Origin of the sequence: Solirubrum puertoriconensis, from assembly GCF_001483135.1 — a bacterium.
GTDB classification, from domain to species: Bacteria; Bacteroidota; Bacteroidia; order Cytophagales; family Hymenobacteraceae; genus Solirubrum; species Solirubrum puertoriconensis.
Map to the genome: position 1 here is coordinate 1,138,394 of NZ_LNAL01000006.1, position 22,343 is coordinate 1,160,736.

18 protein-coding genes and 2 tRNA genes are annotated in these 22,343 nt (G+C 58.2%); 12 read left to right on the forward strand and 8 right to left on the reverse strand.

What is annotated here, in order from left to right; all coding sequences use genetic code 11:
* Positions 1–18 precede the first annotated feature (18 nt).
* Positions 19–495, reverse strand: a complete 477-nt coding sequence (locus tag ASU33_RS09690; RefSeq protein ID WP_059070591.1) for a hypothetical protein — start codon at positions 493–495, stop codon at positions 19–21.
* 244 nt (positions 496–739) lie between these two features.
* A complete protein-coding gene (locus ASU33_RS09695; protein ID WP_059070592.1) occupies positions 740–2,146 on the reverse strand; it encodes a DEAD/DEAH box helicase in 1,407 nt (468 codons plus the stop codon).
* Between the two features lie 99 nt (positions 2,147–2,245).
* Here ASU33_RS09695 and ASU33_RS09700 point away from each other — a divergent pair, with 99 nt between their 5' ends.
* Entirely contained in the window at positions 2,246–2,767 is a 522-nt protein-coding gene (locus ASU33_RS09700; RefSeq protein ID WP_059070593.1) for an NUDIX domain-containing protein, read from the forward strand.
* 88 nt (positions 2,768–2,855) lie between these two features.
* On the opposite strand, the gene ASU33_RS09705 is transcribed toward ASU33_RS09700, so the two are convergent.
* Positions 2,856–3,416, reverse strand: coding sequence for a hypothetical protein (locus tag ASU33_RS09705; RefSeq protein WP_059070594.1), 561 nt, complete (start codon positions 3,414–3,416; stop codon positions 2,856–2,858).
* Between the two features lie 193 nt (positions 3,417–3,609).
* Between ASU33_RS09705 and ASU33_RS09710 the strand changes: the two genes are divergently transcribed.
* The 3 genes from ASU33_RS09710 (at position 3,610) to ASU33_RS09720 (ending at position 10,054) form a co-directional block, all read left to right on the forward strand.
* Positions 3,610–5,079: a 3' terminal RNA ribose 2'-O-methyltransferase Hen1 gene (locus ASU33_RS09710; protein WP_059070595.1), complete on the forward strand. Its 1,470-nt coding sequence runs from the start codon at positions 3,610–3,612 to the stop codon at positions 5,077–5,079.
* A gap of 216 nt (positions 5,080–5,295) precedes the next feature.
* A complete protein-coding gene (locus tag ASU33_RS09715; RefSeq protein WP_078063014.1) occupies positions 5,296–7,308 on the forward strand; it encodes an OmpA family protein in 2,013 nt (670 codons plus the stop codon).
* A 148-nt stretch (positions 7,309–7,456) separates the two neighbouring features.
* Complete coding sequence (locus ASU33_RS09720) at positions 7,457–10,054, forward strand: polynucleotide kinase-phosphatase (RefSeq protein WP_078063015.1); 2,598 nt, start codon at positions 7,457–7,459, stop codon at positions 10,052–10,054.
* A gap of 264 nt (positions 10,055–10,318) precedes the next feature.
* Here the strand turns inward: ASU33_RS09720 and ASU33_RS09725 are convergent, their stop codons facing one another.
* Complete coding sequence (locus ASU33_RS09725) at positions 10,319–12,235, reverse strand: cytochrome-c peroxidase (protein WP_078063016.1); 1,917 nt, start codon at positions 12,233–12,235, stop codon at positions 10,319–10,321.
* A 75-nt stretch (positions 12,236–12,310) separates the two neighbouring features.
* Positions 12,311–13,786: an alkaline phosphatase PhoX gene (locus ASU33_RS09730; RefSeq protein WP_059070598.1), complete on the reverse strand. Its 1,476-nt coding sequence runs from the start codon at positions 13,784–13,786 to the stop codon at positions 12,311–12,313.
* 171 nt (positions 13,787–13,957) lie between these two features.
* On the opposite strand from ASU33_RS09730, the gene ASU33_RS09735 reads away from it, so the two are divergent.
* Positions 13,958–14,725 carry a nucleotidyltransferase domain-containing protein gene (locus tag ASU33_RS09735; RefSeq protein ID WP_059070599.1) on the forward strand — a complete coding sequence of 256 codons (768 nt, stop codon included), beginning with the start codon at positions 13,958–13,960 and terminating at the stop codon, positions 14,723–14,725.
* A gap of 59 nt (positions 14,726–14,784) precedes the next feature.
* Entirely contained in the window at positions 14,785–15,882 is a 1,098-nt protein-coding gene (locus ASU33_RS09740) for a DNA polymerase beta superfamily protein (RefSeq protein ID WP_059070600.1), read from the forward strand.
* Positions 15,883–15,983: 101 nt separating this feature from the next.
* Here ASU33_RS09740 and ASU33_RS09745 read toward each other — a convergent pair whose 3' ends face one another.
* A complete protein-coding gene (locus ASU33_RS09745) occupies positions 15,984–16,265 on the reverse strand; it encodes a hypothetical protein (RefSeq protein ID WP_059070601.1) in 282 nt (93 codons plus the stop codon).
* Between the two features lie 235 nt (positions 16,266–16,500).
* On the opposite strand from ASU33_RS09745, the gene ASU33_RS09750 reads away from it, so the two are divergent.
* Complete coding sequence (locus tag ASU33_RS09750; protein ID WP_059070602.1) at positions 16,501–17,460, forward strand: ADP-ribosylglycohydrolase family protein; 960 nt, start codon at positions 16,501–16,503, stop codon at positions 17,458–17,460.
* Between the two features lie 65 nt (positions 17,461–17,525).
* Here ASU33_RS09750 and ASU33_RS09755 read toward each other — a convergent pair whose 3' ends face one another.
* Positions 17,526–18,473 carry an acetyl-CoA carboxylase carboxyltransferase subunit alpha gene (locus ASU33_RS09755; RefSeq protein ID WP_059070603.1) on the reverse strand — a complete coding sequence of 316 codons (948 nt, stop codon included), beginning with the start codon at positions 18,471–18,473 and terminating at the stop codon, positions 17,526–17,528.
* Positions 18,474–18,734: 261 nt separating this feature from the next.
* Here ASU33_RS09755 and ASU33_RS09760 point away from each other — a divergent pair.
* Together ASU33_RS09760 and ASU33_RS09765 are read left to right on the forward strand one after the other, a co-directional pair.
* Positions 18,735–18,808 (forward strand) — tRNA-Asp (locus ASU33_RS09760).
* Between the two features lie 504 nt (positions 18,809–19,312).
* A tRNA-Asp gene (locus ASU33_RS09765) sits at positions 19,313–19,386 on the forward strand.
* Between the two features lie 215 nt (positions 19,387–19,601).
* On the opposite strand, the gene ASU33_RS09770 is transcribed toward ASU33_RS09765, so the two are convergent.
* Positions 19,602–19,865, reverse strand: coding sequence for a hypothetical protein (locus ASU33_RS09770; RefSeq protein ID WP_059070604.1), 264 nt, complete (start codon positions 19,863–19,865; stop codon positions 19,602–19,604).
* 175 nt (positions 19,866–20,040) lie between these two features.
* On the opposite strand from ASU33_RS09770, the gene ASU33_RS09775 reads away from it, so the two are divergent.
* From ASU33_RS09775 to ASU33_RS09785, 3 genes are read left to right on the forward strand one after another with little or no spacing between them, the layout of a single operon-like run.
* Complete coding sequence (locus ASU33_RS09775) at positions 20,041–20,889, forward strand: MBL fold metallo-hydrolase (protein ID WP_059070605.1); 849 nt, start codon at positions 20,041–20,043, stop codon at positions 20,887–20,889.
* 16 nt (positions 20,890–20,905) lie between these two features.
* Positions 20,906–21,703 (forward strand): patatin-like phospholipase family protein, encoded by a 798-nt coding sequence (locus ASU33_RS09780; protein ID WP_059070606.1) that lies wholly within the window; start codon positions 20,906–20,908, stop codon positions 21,701–21,703.
* Positions 21,704–21,742: 39 nt separating this feature from the next.
* Complete coding sequence (locus ASU33_RS09785; protein WP_059070607.1) at positions 21,743–22,300, forward strand: 1-acyl-sn-glycerol-3-phosphate acyltransferase; 558 nt, start codon at positions 21,743–21,745, stop codon at positions 22,298–22,300.
* The last annotated feature ends 43 nt before the right edge of the window (positions 22,301–22,343 follow it).

Sequence of the window (22,343 nt, forward strand, 5' to 3'; positions counted from 1 at the left end):
TGCCGCTAAACGTCAGGCCTAGCGGCTGAGAATGGACTCTGGAGTCACGTGCAAGGAAGGTAACTCAATGCCCGCCACTAGTTGTTCTTCCAGCAACTGGGCCCACGTGCGCAAGTACAGCACTACATCGTCTCGAACGTTATGGCGCAAGGCGTTGCGGCGCTCAAACGGAATCGCACCCCGAATGCTAGGATCGGAGAGGCGCTCCAGGTGCGCCAAGTCAGATCGGGTGAAGCCCGCAGCCAGCATTTCATCAATGGTTTCATCGATTGGCAAGCCGCTGGTTGGGCAGTAGTCGCGTAGCTGCTGGTCCCAGTCGCCGTAGCGTTGCAGCGCACGGGCATGAATTTCGGCTTTGCTCAGGCGGGTTACGGTTTGGGCAAGGTGGCCGCAATTGCAGCTGCCCATGTGGCCCCATTGGTAGGGCGCCTGCGTGGCCAGGCGTTGTGCAGTGGTGCGAAGAGCTTCGATAACTGAAAGCGAGCAAGTAGCCATAGGAGAGGTACCGAAAGGCAGTAGGTTGCGGTGCTTTAATGAAACGCGCACGTCGGAACGTACGTGTGTATAAGCAAACCTAGAGGCAATTTGTTCGGCCGTTGCTCAGCTTTGAGGTGCTGCAAGCGCAGCAAATTCGTCTGCACCTGTGGCTACTGGCGCCCTAGGCGCCAACAAAACAGCCCCCGCGCAGGATTGCAAGGAGGCTGAAATGATAGGCTAAAAATCACTGGGCTTCTAACGGTTAGTCCCGCCGACGTCGGCGCCCAGACCGCCCATTGGGGCGAGGACTGCCCGACGAAGCACTGCCTTGCGAAGCCGCTTTAGGCCGGCTTTCTTGCTTGTGGCGTGGTGCAGTAGCCGGGCGGGCATGACCTACATCGGCAGTGCGCTTTGGCTTGTTGCCTGCACCACCTGCCGCGGGGCCGCGGCCCGGGCGTGGAGGCCGCCCAGCCGAGCCCTTGGGCTTGGTAATGTTCGGACCCTTGAGGGGTACACGAGCCACGTCGTTGCTGGCATACGAGTGGTTGTCAATCACACGAATCTCGCGATTGATCAGGCGCTGAATGTCCTGCAGATAAGCCCGCTCATCCAGGTCGCAGAACGACAAGGCAATGCCCTCGGCACCTGCCCGGCCCGTACGGCCGATGCGGTGCACGTAGGTTTCGGGCTCATTGGGCAGCTCGTAGTTTATTACGTGGCTCAACTCCTCTACATCGATGCCGCGTGCGGCCAAGTCGGTAGCAACTAGCACGCGCGTTTCGCCGCTTTTGAAGTTTTGTAAAGCCCGCTGGCGCGCGTTCTGCGATTTGTTCCCGTGTATGGCTTCGGCTCCAATGCCTCTTGCATTAAGACCCTTGGCTACCCGGTCGGCGCCGTGCTTGGTGCGCGTAAACACCAACACCCGTCGCAGCTCTGGGTCGTTGAGTACCTCCAGCAGCAAGTAAGGCTTGTCGGATTTCTCAATCATGTACACCGCCTGCTCTACCTTTTCAGCGGTGCTCGAAACGGGCGTAACAGCTACTTGCACAGGGTTGCGCAAAATGCTATCGGCCAGTTGCTGAATGGTGGGCGGCATGGTGGCCGAGAAAAACAACGACTGGCGTTGCTTGGGCAGTAGCGGCAGAATGCGACGGATATCATTGATGAAGCCCATATCGAGCATGCGGTCAGCTTCATCAAGCACGAATATTTCCAGGCGCTTCAAATCGATAAAGCCTTGGCTGATCAAATCGAGCAAGCGGCCTGGGGTGGCAATCAGCACATCAACGCCGCGCCTAAGCGCCTCCACTTGGGGATGCTGGCTTACACCGCCAAAAATTACCGCGTGGCGGAGCTTTAGGTTTTGGCCGTAGGTGGCAAAGCTTTCACCTATCTGAATAGCCAGCTCGCGGGTAGGCGTCAGAACCAGAGCCCGAACGGAGCGGGGGCCGCTGGGTTGATTAGTGGGTTTGGAGAGGTGCAAACGCTGCAGCAGGGGCAGCGTAAAGGCCGCGGTTTTGCCGGTGCCCGTTTGGGCTACGCCGAGCAGGTCGCGGGCGTCGAGCACGTGCGGTATGGCTTGTTGCTGGATGGGGGTGGGGCGCTCGTAGCCCGTGGCATGCAAAGCTGTCAGCAGCTCTGGCAGCAGATGGAGGTCGTTAAACGTCAAAATCAGCAGAAAAAGAAATGCGGCTAAGGGATAATTGGCCGAACAAAGGCCTACATATTTGGCGTAAGTGGCGGTTCAAGCCCAAACCAATAGCATCCCATGAAGATTACAAAGGTAGAAACGGTTTACGACGGCTTCTATAAAATGCGCAAGCTGACGCTAGAGCACGAAGGCAAAGAGCTCATCAGAGAACGTTTTGAGCCGGGCAGCGCCGTAGCAGCGCTGGTTTTCGATACCAACAAGCAGCAGTTTGCATTCGTGCGACAATACCGCATTGGGCCCGAAAAAGAAGTGTTGGAAATACCAGCCGGCATGCTCGACAAAGCAGGGGAGGCGGCCGAAGATGCCATGCGCCGGGAGATAGAGGAGGAGCTGGGCTACGCCGTTGATCAGCTGGAGCACATCGTTGATATGTACCCATCGCCCGGCGGCGATGCCGAGCAAATCAAGATCTACTATGCCGAAGTGAGCCGCCACATTGGAGAAGGGGGCGGGGCGGAAGGCGAGAACGAGAACATCACCGCTGTGATGCTGGGTTGGGATGAGGTGCTACAGGAAACCTTGCAAGATGCCAAAACGCTGGTTGCAGTGCAGTGGGCCCAGCTACGACGCCAGAAATAGCGCTTACTCAAAACCAAAAAAACGCATACTCTTCTCAATACTACGCTTGGCTAAGAGTATGCGTTTTTAGTTTGTTCAAATGTTAAAACTACTCTGCAACTACAATGTAGTCAAAGCGTTGCTTGAGTTTATCGTCAGTGATACTAACCTGTAGTGGGCCAGGCTGCTCAGCTTTAACAAATGGTATAGTTCGGGTGCTTAGGTACAAATCGCGGTTCCAGAAACGACCCGTGCCTGGGGTGAGCTGTTGGCTAAGCAATTGTTTGCCGTCCTTGGTAGTAACCGTAACGGTAAGCAGGCTGGGGTCGGCGTTTTTGGCGCCTTTCCGGTGCATGGTTACCACAAGCGAACCACCTGCCGGTAGATTGTTAAAGTGGCGCTGATACGTGCTGTCAGCCCAGTTATTCATCTTCTTAAGCTCGTTTATTACTACGAGCATTTCCGAATATGGACGGTACGCAATGCGAGTATACGTTCCTTCCACTTCCTGGTCTTCCTCGGTGTTTTTGGTAACGTTTTGCACGTATTGGCATTCGTCGTCCTTTTTGGGGCGCAAGTATTTTTTGCGCTCGGCACCGGGGTCGGCTTGGGCGTAGGCAGCCGATGCACCGAGCACCAACAGCGTAAACAGGGTAAAAAACTTCTTCATATCCTACTAGTTGGGCGCAGTTTAGCACCGTTCAGCTGGCAAAATTAGGCAACTTCCGACGCAGCACCGCATGCCTGGGGCTGGAGTTGCGGCTGTTTTGTACAATTTTGCTCATCGGTTATGGGCAGGCTGTGCATTTAAGGATACTGCCGACTTTATAGCTTGCTATACTCCCCTTGTTGCTCTCCTCCGTATGCTCCTGACTATTACAACCACCCGGCAGCCCGCAACCGACCTAGGCTACCTGTTGCATAAAAATCCTGCGCGTATGCAGGCGGTGGAGCTGGCCTACGGCCGAGCCCACATATTTTATCCGGAAGCCACAGCCGAGCGATGCACCGTTGCCTTGCTGCTCGATATCGATCCAGTGAGCTTGGTGCGCAACCGCCGCGGCCCGGCCGGCGAAGGATTTGCCTTGGAGCAGTACGTCAACGACCGGCCGTATGTGGCTTCCTCGTTTCTGAGTGTGGCCATTGCCAAAGCCTTTAATACGGCTCTCAACGGCACGTGCAAAGACCGACCCGAACTTCCGGAGCAGCAGTGGCCATTTGAGGCAACGGTAGCTGTGGTGCCGGCCCCTTCGGCGGAGCTGCTGCGGCGCATGTTCGAGCCCCTGGGTTACTCGGTTCAGCTGCAAGACTACCCACTTGAGCCGAACCTACCCGAATGGGGGCCGAGCCGGTATTACACCTTGCAGTTGCGGCACCCGGCCGTGTGCCTGCGCGATTTGCTAAGCCACCTCTACGTGCTCATACCGGTGCTCGACAACGACAAGCATTATTGGGTAGGGGAGCACGAAGTAGAAAAACTGCTGAGCAAAGGCGGCGATTGGCTGCCCCGCCACCCGGAGCGTGAGTTTATAACGCGACGGTACCTGCTCAACCTGGCCGCTTATACCCGGCCCGCCCTGGAGCGACTTCTGGACGGTGATACCTCGACTAACGTTGAGCTTGACGCCGCGGGCGTAGAGCTACGGTCGTCAGGGGACGGTGCTACCTTAGCCCTAGGTGCTTTGGCAAGCAGCCCTGAACAACCCACTACGGAGAAGCGCAACCTGCACGATATGCGCTTGGAGCATGTAGCTGCCGAAATCGGACGCCTAGGTGCCAAGCGTGTACTCGACTTAGGCTGCGGCGAAGGCAAACTGCTTCGGCTGTTGCTGCAAAACCGCACCATTGAGTACGTGTTGGGCATGGATGTTTCGTACCAGGCACTCACCCGCGCGCAGCAGCGGCTGGGCTTGCCGGATATGGCTCCGCGCCAACGGCAACGCCTCGATTTAATTCAGGGCTCGTTGCTGTACCACGATCCGCGCCTCAGCGGCTTCGATGCGGCCGCTGTAGTGGAGGTTATCGAACACCTCGACGAAGGCCGCCTCAACTCCTTTGAGCAGGTAGTGTTCGGTAAGGCCAAGCCGGGTGTGGTGTTCGTAACCACGCCCAATGTTAGCTACAACCAAAAGTTCGAGAAGCTACACGCTGGTGAGTTCCGCCACGCCGATCACCGCTTCGAATGGACGCGGGCCGAATTTGAGGCATGGGCTGCCGGCGTAGCCGAGCGAAATGGCTATTCGGTGCAGATTGGACCATTAGGCCCGGAGGATCCGGAAGTTGGGGCGCCTTCGCAGCTGGCAACCTTCCACAGGGCCGATCAGCAGCCCTAGGTGCGAACCGCTTGCGCTTTGTCCGCACCTAGGGCTACGGGTTAGTTGAGAAGGGGCGTGACCCTGCCTAGAGCCGGATAGGACGGAACCCAGATAAAGCCTGCTTCAGCAAAGGAGCGGAACCACGGCGACGGATTATTCTGACCGAAATACAGCGGCGCATGGCAAGCTTCCGTAATTTTGAACATTACCTACGTTTCTGCCGTCGCGTTGCTCATGAGGTTGTTGTTGTTGCTGGTTCTGGCGTTAGGCTGGATTGAGCTGCATGCGCAGGACGCCTCGGAGCCCAACGTGTTTCGGGATGCGCAAGCCGGTTACCGACTGAGGTACCCCCGGGGTTGGCAGCTGGAGCGCAAGCCCGGCAATGCCACGGCCACCTTCTACACCGGTAATGCCGGGCGCGCGGCCGAGGTGCTGGCCTCGGTGCAAGCTGCCCCCCCTGCCTGTAAGCAGTTGCTCACCGACTCGGTGTGGTTAGGTATTCGGCAGCAGCCCCAGGCGCAGGTACTACGACTTTCCGAGCACGATAACGGAGCTTCTCACGAGGTGCGGTACGATTACACCTACTCGGCAGCCCCCGCGCCGGCTCTGCGCACTCACGTAGTAGGCCGCCGAATATGGCGCAACGGTTACGAGTACCGGCTCGAGTACCAGGCCGCCATCAGCGAAGACCACGACTACCTGCCCGAAGCCCGGCAGTTGCTCGAGTCGCTGGCGTTTGTGGCTCCGCTGCCATCGGCCCCACCGGCCGCGCCGAAGCCGCAAGTGGTGCAAAGCTGCGACGACAAAATGTATGGCATTGCCGCCCTCCGCAGCCGCAATGGCATTTGGGAGGATGACTGCCGTACCATCCACGAATTTTCGGTTTCTAACCCTTCGGCGCAGCCAACCATTCATAAGCTGGTGCTGCCGTTTCAGTCGTACGCCCTGGCCAAGGGCCTCGACAACTGCTTATACTCGGTAACCAAAGCTCCCACCGATGCGCCGGAGTTGGTGTATCGGTACAACCCGGCCACCCGCGAGGGAGCTTACACGCCTTGGCGGCTGCCGGCCCAGGGCGAGGAAAACGTGTGGATTTCGGCTGCCACCGATAAGCGTGGCGACTTGTACTTCATCACGTCCGATGGCAATAAGCTGGTGAAAGTGAGCCCCACCGACAGCACCGTAACGGTGGTGTGGGACAACGACCCCGTGCGCCGTGCGCCCTACTTCACGGCCATTGGGTTTTCGGGTGCCGGCACCCACGCCAACTTCTGCATCGATGACAACAACACCGTTTACCAGGTGTACAGTACCGATGGCTCGTTGCTGAAGATTGACCTGGGAACCCGGCAACCCTCCCCCGAGCTGATTCAGATAGATGGACTGCCCAAGCGCGGCGGCTACAGCGACGTATTGCTGCAGGAAGCAGCAAGTGGCAAGCGGGTGCTGTACCTAGCCGGCCCTAAAGCCCTGTACCGCGTCGATTTGGATAACCGGCAAGCTGAGTTGGTGCGCCGTGGCATTTACACCGATTTGGCGGGCTGCAACCTGTTTGATGTAGCAACGCCCCCGGTGCAAGCACCGCCCGCAATGGCCGCTGCTGCAGCTGCGCCGGCCCCGGCAACTCCCGAGGCACCTAGGGCTAACATGTGGCGCGGGCGCATACTCGATGCTGTTACGCTGCAGCCGCTGCCGCAAACCCAGTTTAAGTTGCGCAACAGCGTAGGCGAGGAAATCAATGTGCGCCTAGGTGCCGATGGCTCTTTTGCCATCGAAGTTGAGCCAGGACGCTCCTACGTGGGGCAGGCGAAACTAGATGGCTATGTAGCGGCAAACAGCTTCTACAGCGCCAATGCAGGCTCCTACGCCGAAGATATCTTGCTGCAGCCCCTGGCTGTGGGCGTGACCTTACCGCTCAACAACGTGCAGTTTCAGCAGGGCAAGGCCATCCTGCTGTCGTCTTCCCACTCTGCGCTCGATCAGCTCGTCGGCATTCTGAGCGCCAATCCGGGCGTCAGCATCGAGCTGCAGGGCCATACCGATAACGTAGGCGACCCGCAGAAGAACCTAGTGCTCAGTCAGAAGCGCGCCGCCGCCGTCAAAACGTACCTGGTTCATCATGGTATTGCTACGGAGCGCATCAGCAGTGTGGGCTTTGGGGGCACCAAGCCCAAGGCCAGCAACGCCCGTGAGTCCACGCGCAGGCTTAACCGGCGCGTCGAGTTCAAGATTCTGAGCGTGCAGTAGCAGCAGTGGCCTAATTGGGTGGTAGCTAGCCCAACCAAACAACCATAGCACCCCGCAAGCGCAGCGGAAAAGCGGACGCAAGCCGCGGACATTCGTAGTGCCTTAGCTAACATTACTGGCTCAGCGCACTTATTTCCCGTTTGCTTCTATGCCGCTTGCTTCCCTGCGTGTACCCGAACTCTCACTGATTTTGCTGGTAGGCACTACCGGCTCAGGCAAAAGCACCTTTGCCCGGCGGCTGTTCAAACCCACCGAAATCGTGTCGTCGGACCATTGCCGGGCGTTGGTGGCCGACGATGAGAACGACCAATCAGCAACGCCCGATGCCTTTGAACTGCTGCACTACTTGGTAGGTAAGCGGCTAAAGCGCGGTTTGCTGACGGTAGTAGATGCCACCAACGTGCAGCCCGAAGCGCGTAAATCGTTGGCAGAGCTGGCCCGGCAATACCACTGCCTGCCCGTAGCTGTGGTACTCGATGTGCCCGAAGCCGTAGCAGCCGAGCGAAACCGCCAACGCCCCGACCGCCAGCAAATGGGCGCGCACGTGCTGCCCATGCAGCGGCAGCAGCTGCGCAAAGGCCTGAAACGCTTACGCGAAGAAGGCTTTCGGCAGATTTACCACCTCAACGGGGTTGAGGAAATTGATGCGGTAGAGAACATCCGCCGCGACCCGCTCTACAGCAACCGCCGCGACGATCGTGGCCCATTCGATATTATCGGCGACGTGCACGGGTGCTACCTGGAGCTGGTGGAGCTGCTTGCCGAACTGGGCTACGCCGTTGAGGAAGAACCTCGCCTCGACGAGCGCGACCTAGGAGTGCGCGTAACCCCGCCTGCCGGTCGGCGGGCTTTGTTTTTGGGCGATTTAGTCGACCGCGGCACTGCCTCGCCGCAGGTGCTGCGGTTGGTCATGAGCATGGTGCAAAGCGGCGCGGCGCTGTGTGTGCCTGGCAACCACGACATAAAGTTGCTCCGCTACCTAGGAGGTAAAAACGTATCTGCCAAGCATGGCTTTGCCGAAACTCTCGAGCAGCTAGCGGCTGAGTCCGATACGTTCAAAAACCAAGTGCGTCAGTTTATCGACGGGCTTGTAAGCCATTACGTGCTCGACGACGGCCGCTTGGTGGTGGCCCATGCAGGCATGCGCGAAGAAATGCAGGGCCGGGGTTCGGGCGCAGTGCGCGCGTTTGCGTTGTTTGGCGAAACCACTGGCGAAATCGACGAGTTTGGCCTGCCGGTGCGCTACAACTGGGCCGCCGAGTACCGCGGCCGGGCCATGGTGGTGTATGGCCACACGCCAGTACCCCAGCCCGAGTGGCTCAACGGTACCATCGATATCGATACGGGTTGTGTTTTTGGCGGGCGGCTCACGGCCCTGCGCTACCCCGAGCGCGAACTCGTGAGCGTGGCGGCGCACCAGGTGTATAGCGAGCCAGTGCGACCCTTGCACCACGCCCAAATAGCTGCCGAAACTCAGCTTACCGCCCAGCAACGCCACGACGAAGTGCTCGACATTCGCGACGTTACGGGCAAGCAGCAGATCAGCACGCGGTTGGCGCACTCTGTCACCATCAGGGAAGAAAACGCTATAGCGGCACTTGAGGTAATGAGCCGCTTTGCCTTAAGCCCTAAGTGGTTGTTATACCTGCCGCCTACCATGTCGCCTTCCGAGACATCGGCCCTGCCTGGCTTGCTGGAGCACCCCGCCGAAGCGTTCGAATACTACAAGCGCCAGGGCGTAGAGCGCGTGGTGTGCGAAGAGAAGCACATGGGCTCACGCGCGGTGGTGGTGCTGGCCCGCGACGAGGAAGCGGTACGGCGGCACTTCGGAATTGTAGGCGAGGGGTTCGGCAAATGTTACACGCGTACCGGTCGCAATTTCTTCACCGATGCGAACCTAGAGCAAGCCTTTTTGGCGCGGCTGCGCGGTGCTTTCACGGCAGCAGGGTTTTGGGAGCAGTTCGGCACCGAGTGGGTTTGCCTCGATGCGGAGCTGTTGCCGTGGTCGGCGAAAGCGCAGGAGCTGATCAAAAACCAGTATGCCGCAGTGGCTGCAGCTGCAAATGGCGCTTTGCCGCAGGTGCAACACGTGCTGGAGCAAGCTACTACGCGCGGCCTCGATGGCTCCGAGGCGCTGCTAAGCCATTATACCGCCCGTCGCACCGCAGCCGAGCAATACACCGAGGCATACCGCCGCTACAGCTGGCCCGTGCACTCCATCGACGATTTGCGACTGGCTCCGTTTCATTTGCTGGCCACCGCGGGTCGTACTTACTTCGATAAGGACCATCAGTGGCACATGGAAACGCTCCGCACAATCTGCGCCGCCGACCCTAGCTTGTTACTGGCAACCAACTACCGGGTAGTAAGCCTGCAAGACCCTGCCGCGGTTGAGTCGGCTATTGCTTGGTGGAACAACCTAACCGAACAAGGCGGGGAGGGCATGGTCGTCAAGCCCTTCGACTACATCGCCCGCACCCGGCGCGGAGTAGTTCAGCCAGCGCTCAAGTGTCGCGGCCGCGAATATTTGCGCATCATCTACGGCCCCGACTATTTGTTGCCGCACAACCTCGAACGGCTGCGCGAACGGGGCATCAAAAGCAAACGTAGCCTTGCTTTGCGCGAGTTTGCCCTAGGTGTGGAGGGCTTGGAGCGCTTTGTGGCAGGTGCGCCGCTACGCGAGGTGCATCAATGCGTGTTTGGCGTGTTGGCGCTGGAGAGCGAAGCTGTCGATCCGCGTCTGTAGCCTCATGGTAATCAGGTTGTGGCATAATTTGCCACGACTGATGATTTGCTGCGTGAGGGCCACGAGTCAGTACATGCACTGAGCCGAAACCTTAAGCAAACAGCCTTTGAGCCGGAATAGGTATGCCAGGGCTAGATGAGCAGTTACAGGTAATTTGCTCCTCCGGCCCTGGCATACCTATTCCGGTTTATCCGTTACCCGCACCGCTTTAGGCCAAGCCATCCTAGGTGCTTGCAAGCGGTACAGAATATTGTAATCATGCTCCTAATTCCTGGTGCTTGCGTAGCGGCGGCTTAGCGAAACCACAGCAGGCGGGTGCAGTAAACGTTTCGGCCGTTGGCGGTGCAAGTTGGTCGTATCCGTCAGGGCATGCATAAAGGCGATTAGGTCGCGTTTGTCTCGGGCGCTGAGCGTAAGCTTATCGAACGGAAGGGTTTGGTTGGGTACCTCCAGGCCAAGCCCAGCGCCGCCGCCTCTTTCGTAAAACTCAACTACTTGCTCCAGCGTGCGATAGGCGCCGTTGTGCATGTAGGGGGCCGTAAGTGCCACATTGCGCAGCGTGGGCGTTTTAAAGGCGTGGCGTTGCCACTCGATGCCGAAAACCTGCTGCTTGCCGGGGTCGGCGTCGAGGGTGCGAGGGTGGAGGCTGGCTTGCGCCGGTACCCCTAGTACTTCGGTTTCGCTGCGCTCGAAAGCGGGGGGTACGGTGCCGTTGAATAAGGGCATAAAATGGCAGGTACCGCATTTGCCTTTGCCCATAAACACGTTGAAGCCACGTTTGGCGGAGGCCGAAAGCGCCGCAGTATCGCCGCGCACATACCGGTCGAAGGGGGCATTCAGGCGCACCAACGAGCGCACGTAGCCGGCCAATGCTGCCTTAATGTGCTGCTCACCTAGGGGCTCAGCGCGGCTATCGGGGAAGGCCGCGGCAAAAGCGCCCTGGTACGTAGGCTGGCTGTTCAGGAGTTTGGCTGCTTGCGCCAGGGAGCCGTGCAGCTCGTCGGGGTTGCTGATGACGGCCGCTGCTTGATCCTCTAAATACAGCACCCGTCCGTCGTAGAACTGGGTGCGTTGCAGGGCTGCATTTAGCAGGCTAGGCGAGTTGCGGGCTACCGTGCCCCGGCCATCAAACGTGGTGCTTTTCGCGAGGCCATCGGCAAAGGCACGCTCGGGTTGGTGGCAGGAGGCGCAGCTGCGTTGGCCGTTGCCCGAAAGCACCGGGTCGAAAAACAACTGCTGACCTAGGGCTACCTGCGCCGGAGTGGCTGCTTGGCCGGGCGTAGGGGCGTAGTAGCTGGCATCAAAGGCGGTGGCCTCGAAAAAAGTGGCCGCGTCCGGTCGCAAGGGCCGGGCTTCTTTGAAAAACGGAATTCCCAGTGCCAGTTGGGTCGCTTTCAATTCGCGCGTCAGCGGGTTGCCGTACTCCGTTATAAACGCAAGTCTATCGAAAGTAACAGCATTGGGGTCTTGCCTTAGGTACGCTTGGGCCGCTGCAAACCGCTGATTGAGAACGTGCAGTTTGGCTGGCTGCTTAGCTGCGTACAGGCGTACAACCGCTTGTACGGCTCTTAAACTAGCAGCCGCTTCGGTTACGGCATTGGGCGAGGCCGGCGTATCGAAACCCGATAGGCCTAGGGTGAGCACGCGGAACAATTGCAAGCGGGCCGCATCAAAGAGGTGTGCATCCGTAAGCTGGATGGTTGCGGCGGCTCGTTCCAAGCTCTTTACCGTGCTGCGCATCATGTCCAATTGGTCAAGAAGCTCTTGGCGCTGCGCCGTTGCGTAGGCTTGAGGATACAGGTAACTTTCTACCACCTGCAGGCCCTCCGGAGGGATTTGGCGTTGGGTTTGGTCGTATTCGGCTACCTCCATCAGGGCCGGCCCGTTCAGTAGCTTAGCTAACGAGGGACTGTAGTACTCGGCGAGGTACTCTAGCTTTTTGTATTGCAGCCGGGCCTGCGCAAACGCGGCTTGCTGTTGGGCTATGGGTTGGCCGGTGGCCACAGCCTTGCGCAGCTGCAGCAAGGCTGTATCGAATGCGGCAATGTGTCCTAGGTACTGCTGCAAGGCCTGCGTGGCCGGGGTTTGGGTGTGGGGGCGCAAGCTTGGGCGTTGGCAGGCGCTCCAGCCCACCACCAAGGCAAAAAACAGAGCTGCCACCGCCAGAGAAAATCGATGCATCGGGAGTCGGAAAAAAACGTGGGGCACTAAAAAGCCCCGGCCATTGCTGGTCGGGGCTAAGGGTAGGCAAAGGGATTAGCGGGCTAAGCCGCGCACCACCACGATTTGGCTGGCTTGGCTGTTGCCGTTGTTGGGGCGGGCGCCGCCGTTGCGGTACTTGGTGCCCGTCCAGGTATGGGGCTGAACGCACAGGGCAAAGGTGTTCGGCTCGCCAATCAGCTGCGAGATATCGAACATGGCCCCGTACTCCCACGAGCCGTTGGTGGAGGTGCGGCCCACGTTGTAGGTGGCCGCATCGGAGGCATTGCGGCGGTGGTCAAGCTCGAGCACGCGCTTCAGCTCGCCGGTGGCAATGTTGTATTGGTACACGTAGGCGTCGTGCGTTTCCTGGCCGTAGCCGTTGGAGTCTTCCTGGATATACACGTAGTTCTCCGTTGCGCAGAGGTTGTCGGGGTTCTGGAAATCGGCGGCTTTGTTGGCGACGGTGCGGTTGTCGCCGTCCAAAATCACCTCCAGGGTGCCGCGCAGCGGGTTTTGGGCATCGAGCACGAGGCGGTAGGTGCGCCCGAATTTGGTGCGCGAGCCATCGGCGTTGGCGCCGCTGCGGTCCTGGCCCGTTACGTTAAAGTAAAGTTCGCGGCTGCGGCCGCTGCCTTTGCGGTAGTCAATGTCCTCAACCCGGCCGAACTTAATGGCCTTCAGCGGATCGACTTGGGCTTGCAGCTGCGTGCCCGTGAGCGAACTGGCGTTCGGAATAGCCACAAATTCCACGTCGTAGCGTTGGCCCACCACCATGTCGGTTTCGCGCTGGTTCTGGTCGAGGCGGCGCATCAGGTACTGCTGGCCGCCATCCAGGTCGCCGGCCGCGTTGCTGCGGTACATCACCATTTGGCCGCCGGTGGCGTCGGAGGCGTCTTCGCCAATTAGTACCACTGTTTGGCCAGAATAGGCCGTTTTGGGCAGTGGCACGGCATTTTCGGCGCTCCAGTAACCTAGGCCCCTAATGCCGCGGGCAGTGCTTTGGCTGAGCGTATCCCCAAATGGGTTGATGAGGTGCGTTTGGGCATCTACGGAGCTTTCGCCAGCACTCAAAAAATACGGGCCAAATCCGTGCTCTTCGGGTGTAACCATGGTTGCCGAGCACAAGCGCCACCGGCCGCCATCGGAGTTGAGGAGGTACTCGCCGCGTACGGGCTTAAATTTTTCGTCGAGCCACACGCGCGAAATGCTCATGTTGTCTTCGTGGTTTGTAATCAGTACGTAGCCTTTGCCACCGGGAGCTTTTAGCAAACCCGCGCCATCGGCCGAGCCGCCGAACATAAACCGCGGGGAGGCGGGCAGAACGTCGTCGGAGCTAATGAGCGAGTAGATATTGAGATTTTCGAACCCGGGCAGGGCCTTTACCAAAGCCGGTGTTACCGAATGGTCTTTTAGCTCCACGGCCACGCTCTGCGGTTCCTCCTTGATGCGCTCTTTTTTGTCGCAGCTGATCAGCAGAGCCGGCGCCAGTAGGCAAGCGGCTACCCGAGCCGAAAGGGTATTGATGTTCATAACCCGTTGATTGGTTGGTTGAATTGGTGTCTTAGTTGGACGGGTCAAAACTATTTCGGCCTTGTTACGGGGGTGTAACCGGGCGTTTATCCTATCGTCATGGCTTGGTTAGGCCAACGTCAAGCCAGTATTAGCAAATGGTAAACCGGGGGCCTAGGTAACTTTGGCCCAATGCACAACCGAATTCAAGCTGAGCTCAGCCGCCTCGAGCAAAATCAGCACATCCGTATTCTGTACGCGTGCGAGTCGGGTAGCCGGGGCTGGGGCTTCGCGTCGTCCGACAGTGACTATGACGTGCGCTTTATCTACTGCCACCCTGCCTACTGGTACCTCCGCCTCGACGAAGAGCGCGACTCCCTGAACCTGCCCATCAGCGACGAGCTCGACCTAAGTGGGTGGGAGTTGCGCAAGGCCCTGAAATTGCTGCGTGGCTCAAATGCGGCGTTGCTGGAGTGGCTGCAGTCGCCGGTGATATACCAAGAAGCGCATGATTTTCGTACCCGGATCGAGGCCCTGCTGCCTGCTTGCTACAACCCGGCAGCTGCGCTGCACCATTACCTAGGGCTGGTGCGCCGCGGGGTGGAGGATGACCTCGTGGGCGAGCAGGTGCGGCTGAAGCGACTGTTTTATGCGCTGCGTTCGGCACTGGCGCTGCGTTGGGTGCGGCAGCAGCCCGGTCAAGTACCGCCCATGGCGTTTGGGCAGCTTCGGGCATTGCTGCCCCCCGAGCTTGCGCCGGAGGTAGATGAGCTGTTGCTCCGAAAAGCCGCGGCCAACGAGAAAACCACCGCTCCCACGCCCAAGTCGCTGGCCTACTTTATTGAGGGTGAGTATGAAGTTGCCCAAGCCGTGCGCACCACGCTGCGGCCTGAGCACCGCTCCGACGCCACTTCGCCGCTGAATGAGTTATTTCAGCACCTTATTCGTTCCGCGTTCTGATGCTACCTAGGGTGCGGGGAAGGTCAGCTGATGACCAACTATAACCACCCGTTCCGATTATGAATATCCCTGACCTGCGCCAGCACGGCCTTATTTTGTTTGAAGCTATCAGCGGTAGCCGGGCCTACGGTACCAACTTAGCTCACTCCGATACCGATCTGAAAGGTGTGTTTCTGCTGCCCGAGCGAGCCTTCCTAGGTCTGGACTACACCGCCCAGGTGGCCAACGCCTCCAACGACGAGGTGTTCTACGAGCTGCGCCGGTTTGTTGAACTCGCCCTCAAAAACAACCCCAACGTGCTGGAGCTGCTGGCCTCGCCGGCCGATTGCGTGGTAAGCCGTCATCCGCTGCTCGAGCCCTTGCTGCGCCCCGAGCTGTTCTTATCCAAGCTCTGCCGTCAAACCTTCGCCGATTACGCCGGGGCGCAGATTAAAAAGGCGAAGGGCCTCAACAAGAAGATCAACAACCCCGAGCCGCCCAGCCGCAAATCGGTGCTCGATTTCTGCTACGTTACGGCCGGGGCCGGCTCGGTGCCCGCCTTAAAGTGGCTGGAGCGCCAAGGCGTGCAAGCCAGCCAATGCGGTTTGGCCAACGTGCCGCATCTAAACGACTTGTACGCCCTCTTCGTCGACCGATCGGCCGACGGCCACCTAGGCTACCGCGGCCTCATTCGCGACGCCGAGCTCTCCAACGAGGTGCAGCTTTCGGCCGTGCCGAAAGGGGAGGTGCCGGTAGCGTATCTGTCGTTCAACCGCAACGGCTACAGCACCTACTGCCGCGTGTACCGCGAGTATTGGGAGTGGGTTGAAAAGCGCAACACCGAGCGCTACCAAAACACGGTGCAGCACGGCAAAAACTACGACGCCAAAAACATGCTGCACGTATTCCGGCTGCTGCAAATGGCCGAGGAAATTGCCATTGAGGGCCAACTGCAGGTACGCCGCCCCAACCGTGACTTCCTGCTTCAAATTCGCCGGGGCGAGTTCGAGTACACCGAGCTGGTGCAACGCGCCGAGGAGCTGGTAGCCCGCGTTGATGCCGCCTTTGCCGCCTCCGGCTTGCCCAACGAGCCCGACCGCAGCGCCGTAGAGCAGGCGCTAATAGATACTCGCCGTGCTTTATACGCTGCGGGGGTTGGCGCTTACCCGCGCACCTAGGGCAAACAAACCCCCCGCCAAGCACTAGGGCTTGGCGGGGGCGCATAAGTGCTCGTCACTTCACCTACTTGCACTTGTCGGCATACTGCCGGGAAAGGGTGTTAGCGGCGGGTGCTGTGGGTAGCGCGTACAAAGCGCGGAGCGGATTTGCTGGCCTTCAGCTTGCCGGCTTTGCTGCGGCGTTGGCGCTTCGAGAATTTCCAGCCTTTGTAACGTTTGTAGTTGGGGCGATGAACGTACACCCGGCCCTTCATTTTGGCCTTGGCATAAGCGCTGATGCGGCCGGCTTCGGCAGGTGCGGCGAGGCTGCTCACCAGCAGCGCAAAACACAATAGCAGGATCCTGATCATGGTACCGATGAAGGGGTTAGGTGTATCGTTCAAACTCGACTGCCCTACTGAAAAATGCGTGCCACAATCAGGCTCGCAAGCCTGCTGCTTTGTGCTGTTTAACCTGTATTTATAGAAGTACTTATATATAATATGTTGATTGTAAATAGTTTGACGATTGATAATGTGAGTTCAAAAAATGCGGAAAATATTTTTGAAGCCCAACCAAGCCTTGCTTTCGCGCTAGCCGCGCCATCGGTTTTTACCTTGCGCGCTACTATTTCAACCTATGCACGCAGCGCAATTTTCTACTGAAGCTCAAATCCGGGCCGCCTTGCTAGGCCTAGCCGTAGGCGACGCCCTAGGTGTACCCGTCGAATTTGAAAGCCGGGCCCACCGCAGGGTTGATCCGGTGGTTACAATGCGGGGCTTCGGCACGCACCACCAACCTGCCGGTACTTGGTCCGATGATGCCTCGCTAACCTTTTGCTTGGCCGAAGCCATAGTAGATGGTTTCACCGTAGGCCTGGTTGCTGAGTACAGCTGCCGATGGTACTTTGAAAACTTCTGGACGCCACATGGCTCGGTGTTCGATATCGGCATAACTACTCGCGAGGCCCTGCGGCGCCTCAAGGCAGACCCAGACCTCATCCTAGCCGGCGGCACCGACGAGTACAGCAATGGCAACGGTTCGTTGATGCGCATTTTGCCGCTGGTTTTCTACAAGCCAGAGAAATCGTTGCAATGTCGTTTTCAACTGATTGCCGATGTATCAGCCATTACGCACGGCCATATTCGCTCAGCGGTGGCGTGTTTTCTTTACTTGGAAATGGCTCACCACCTACGCGCGGGTTTAACACCACAGCAGGCTTATTCGCAACTCTGCGCTGCCGCTCCCGGTCAGCTAGCCCAACTCAATGTGCCTGCCAAAGAAGTAGCGCAGTTTGATTATCTGTTCACCGGGAACTTGGCTGATTTGCCCGAGTCAATAATCCGGAGTGGGGGCTACGTTATGCATACCCTTGAGGCGTCGCTTTGGTGCTTGTTGCGCTACAATACCTACGCCGAAACCGTGTTGGCTGCCGTGAACCTCGGCGACGATACCGACACCACTGGGGCCGTAACCGGTGGCCTAGCGGGCATTTACTACGGCGAAGCGGCCATTCCGCCCGAGTGGCTGCAAGTGCTGGCCCGCCGCTACAATATCGAAGATTTAGCTGCTCGTGTGGCCGCTGCCGTTGCCAGCTAACAACAAGGGGGCCGCACCTAGGTGCGGCCCCCTTGTTATATCACGCCTCAATCAGGCAGTAGTTCTTATTCTACCACCACACCCATGCGGCCGAACTTATCGATGCGCTGCGAAACGCGCTCATCGGAGGGAAGTGCCTCAAGTTCGTCAAGGGTTTTGACGAGGGTTTTCTTCAAGGTCTCAATCATGCGGGCCGTATCGGTGTGTGCACCACCTAGGGGCTCTTTCACAATACCATCTACCAATCCAGCCTTGAGCATGTCGGTAGCAGTTAGCTTAAGTGCTTCGGCCGCTTGCTCCTTGTAGTTCCAGGAGCGCCACAGAATGCTCGAGCAGGATTCCGGCGAAATCACCGAGTACCAGGTGTTTTCCAACATCAGTACCCGGTCGCCGATGGCAATGCCCAGCGCCCCGCCCGAAGCGCCCTCGCCGATGATGATGCAGATAACCGGCACCTTCAGCATGAACATCTCCTTCAGGTTGCGGGCAATAGCCTCGCCTTGGCCGCGCTCTTCGGCTTCGAGGCCGGGGAATGCGCCCGGCGTGTCGATCAGCGTGACGATGGGCTTACCAAACTTTTCGGCCAGTTTCATCAGGCGCAAGGCTTTGCGGTAGCCCTCGGGATTTGGCATACCGAAGTTGCGCAGCTGGCGCTGTTTGGTGTTGCGACCTTTCTGCTGCCCGATAAACATTACGGTGCGGCCCTCGAGCTCGGCAAAGCCGCCAACCATAGCTTTATCGTCGGCCACGGTACGGTCGCCGTGCAGCTCCACAAACTTCTGCGTCATGCCCTCGATGTAGTCGAGGGTGTAGGGGCGGTCGGGGTGGCGCGAAAGCTGTACCCGCTGCCAGCGCGTAAGGTTTGCGTAAGTCTCTTTCTTAAGGGCCTTGATCTTGGCCTCCAGCGCCTCTACGGCTTCCGATACATCAACCTGGCTTTCCTGGGCCAGTTTCTGCATTTCGCGGAGTTTGCCTTCGAGGGCGGCAATTGGTTGTTCGAAATCGAGCAGCATAGCCAAACGGGCGGAATGCGAACCGCCACGGAGGAAATCTTAAGGTGGAAAATGGGGGAGGGCAAAGGTAAGCGACGCGGCGCAAGCCTGCTGCGAACAAGGCCCGCAATCTGCGCTAAAAATTTTATGGCTCACAATCAGCTACAAAGCAACCCGAGGTAACATTTTCGTAAAAAACTTTGCACTAGGGCTTGCAATGAGGCAAAAACACCCCCTACCTTTGCAGCGCAATCGGGGGTAACGCCCCGGCCACTGCAAGTTGGTTCGGTAGTTCAGTCGGTTAGAATGCCGCCCTGTCACGGCGGAGGTCGCGGGTTCGAGTCCCGTCCGAACCGCACAACGCCCCGCAGCACCCCGCTGCGGGGCGTTTGCTTTTTGGCCGTATCATGGTTTGCCAATTTGCGCCCGCGCAACATCAAATGAGCACGCCCAAGTATAGATCTCGGGGAGAATGTGCCGAATGGGTTGAGCAATCAAGTTGCTAAATCCAGAGGCGAGCGTAGCCACCTGTACAGATAGCTGAGGAATAATGCCGGCCGATGAGCGGTAGCAAACGCCAATGGGGGAAGGGAGCCCGATTCCGAAGCAGGGCACTGAGGCTTGCCGAAGCAACCTACCTGCGTTGACCGTATTCAATTTGACCGCTATACACGTCTAAAACGATGAAATATCGAATGGTTGAGTATCGGTATTGTAAAATTTTCTTGTGCTGCTAATCAGGCTTTTGACGCTTGAAACGCATGATTTGAGCACATTCTTTTGCGGAGGGGTTGGCGTAATCCAAAATTGCCTCTACCTTTGCAACGCAATCGGGGGTAACGCCCCGGCCACTGCAAGTCGGTTCGGTAGTTCAGTCGGTTAGAATGCCGCCCTGTCACGGCGGAGGTCGCGGGTTCGAGTCCCGTCCGAACCGCACAACGCCCCGCAGCACCCGCTGCGGGGCGTTTGCTTTTTACCCCAGCTGCACCAGCGCCACCCAAAGCTTATACCCACTGCCTCTAAACGAGAAAGGCCTTAGCCAAAAGGCTAAGGCCCTCACCATTTGTTCCCTAGGTGCATAGGGCATGCACCAGTGCAAAAGTACCCAAGGCGACTGTTAGGGCGCTATCGCATGAAGATGTGATTGGCTCACACAACCAACTTCGACTGCTTGGCTGGTTGCTTGCTGTGTTTGCCTCCGTGTTTGCGGAAAAATAGGTCGATGGACGCTTGCAGGTTTTCCTGCTCGTTCGAGCTAAAGCCTGCTACTTGCCCACGCTTGGCGCGCGGAATGGAGATGTAGAGCCGAGCGCCGTCGCGGGCCGGCTCGGAGAAGACGTACATGGCTGTTTGCTGCGGGAAGTCACTTACCCACCGCTCAAAACCCAGCGCTAATAAATAAGAATCATCCATAACTGGCGCTGAAAATAGTAAGTACACGCCGCAGTGTAAAATAACGTAGCAGTTGAGCGGCTTGGTATCACATGATGATGTGATGCGGGAGAAGCGGCGGCTAAGCAGCCAAGCGCATGACTAGAGCTTTGAGCGGCGTTTGGGGTAGCTGCCGGGGTTTGCGCATCTTGCGACCATGAACGTCTACACCCTCGATACTGGCCTGTTTAAACTGGATGGCGGCGCCATGTTTGGCGTAGTGCCGAAATCTTTGTGGAGCCGGCAATACCCCGCCGACGAGAATAACATGTGCACTTGGGCCATGCGCTGCCTGCTGGTGCAGGATGATAACCGTTTGCTGCTCGTCGACAACGGAATCGGAAATAAGCAGGATGAGAAGTTCCGAGGACACTTCTACTTGCACGGCCACGCCACCCTGGAAGGTTCGTTACAGAAACTTGGGTTCACTTCCTCCGATATCACCGACGTGCTGCTCACGCACTTACACTTCGACCACTGCGGTGGCTCGGTGGTGCGCACTCCAGACGATAAGCTGGAGTTAGCCTTCCCAAATGCTACTTATTGGTCGAATGAGGGGCATTGGCAATGGGCTGTGCAACCGAATGCGCGCGAAAAGGCTTCTTTTTTAAAGGAAAACATCCTGCCCATTCAGGAAAGCGGGCACTTACGCTTTATTGATCCTGCTGTGGGAATACCGGATGAACTCTCGATGCTGCGGGAGATTGTATTCGCCGACGGCCACACCGAGAAGATGATGGTACCGGTGCTCGATTACAAAGGCCGCAAGCTGGCTTTTATGGCCGACCTGTTGCCCTCTACAGCACACCTGCCCATGCCGTGGGTAATGAGCTACGACGTGCGCCCGCTGCAAACGCTGGCGGAAAAAGAAACCACGTTGCAGCGCGCCGCCGACGAGCAATGGATACTGGTGCTCGAGCACGATGCCCACACCGAGGCCTGCACCGTACAACAAACCGACCGGGGCGTGCGCCTAAGCGAAACGCTGCGCATCGCCGATTTGTAACCAAACCCGCACGTACTTGGCGACGCGAAAAATAGGCCTGGCATTATCGGGCGGGGCAGCCCGCGGCATTGCGCACCTAGGTATGCTGCAGGCGCTGGCCGAAATGCAGCTGCCCATCGGGGCAATGTCGGGGGTGAGTTCGGGCGGGTTGGCAGCGGTGTTTTTTGCAGCTGGCATTCCGCCGCGGGAGGTGCTGCGCTTGCTCTCGGATACCCGTTTTCTGCGCCTGGTTCGGCCCGCCTACAAACGAGGTCTTGTAAGCTTAAACTTGCTCGAGATGCTGTTTGCAGCGCACTTGCCCGGCAACCAGACCTTTGCCGACCTAGGGCTACCCGTGACCCTTTCGGCCACCGATTTAGCCACTGGCAAAACAGTGTTCTTCAACGAAGGGCCGCTGATACCGCCGCTGTTGGCCACGGGGGCGGTGCCCGTACTGTGCCAGCCCATCGAGTACCTAGGGCACGTATTGGTTGACGGTGGCTTGCTCAACAACCTGCCCATCGAGCCGCTGCAGCATCGGCCCAAACTGGCACTGGTTGGCGCGCACACGAACATTGTTAATACCGAGGCGCCCATTACCTCAATCAGGCACGTGGCCGAGCGCACGTTTATGCTCGCTATTGGCACCAATACCGCCCCGCGCCTCAAGCAGTGCGAGCTAGTGCTGCAGCCGCCGGAGCTGCGCCGCTTTCGGGTTACCGATCTGCGATTCGCCAAAGAGCTATACGCCATTGGTTACGAATATACCCTTAGCCAAGCCGCTGAGCTAGAGGCTTTATTGAGCAAACCCGGCCCTGATTTAGATTTTGGCTAGCTTTGGCGTCCTTTTCTGCATTTCTTCACCTGCTCCTTTATGAACAGCTTTTGGCTGGCGTTTTCGAAGTTCTGGTTCAAGCTTGTTGGCTGGCGTTTGGCATCGAGTGTTCCGCTCGAAATCCGGCAAGCCATGATGATTGCCGCCCCGCACACCAGTAACTGGGACTTTTTGCATGCCCGAGCTGCGTTTTTTTTGATGCGCCGCAACGTGCGCTTCACGGTGAAAAAGGAGTGGACGGATATTCCGGTGTTGGGCAAGCTGATGATGAGCCTAGGTGCGCTGCCCATCGACCGCAGCAAGAACAACAGCATGGTAGAAGCCATGGCTGAGTTGTTCAAGCAATATCCCGATCTAATTATTCTCATCACGCCCGAGGGCACGCGCAAGTACCAGCCGCGCTGGCGCCGCGGCTATTACCATACCGCACAGGCTGCCAACGTACCCATATTGCTTGGCTACCTCGATTACAGCAAGAAGGAGGCGGGCGTAGGCCCCGCGGTGTACCCCACCGGCGACTACGAAGCCGACGAGGAGAAAATCAAAGCTTTTTACCGCACCAAGCAAGGCCGTTTTCCGGAGCAAGGCATCCGCTAGGTAGCGGAGCCAAGTCAGCAAGAAACGGGTTGAGAACCCTGCC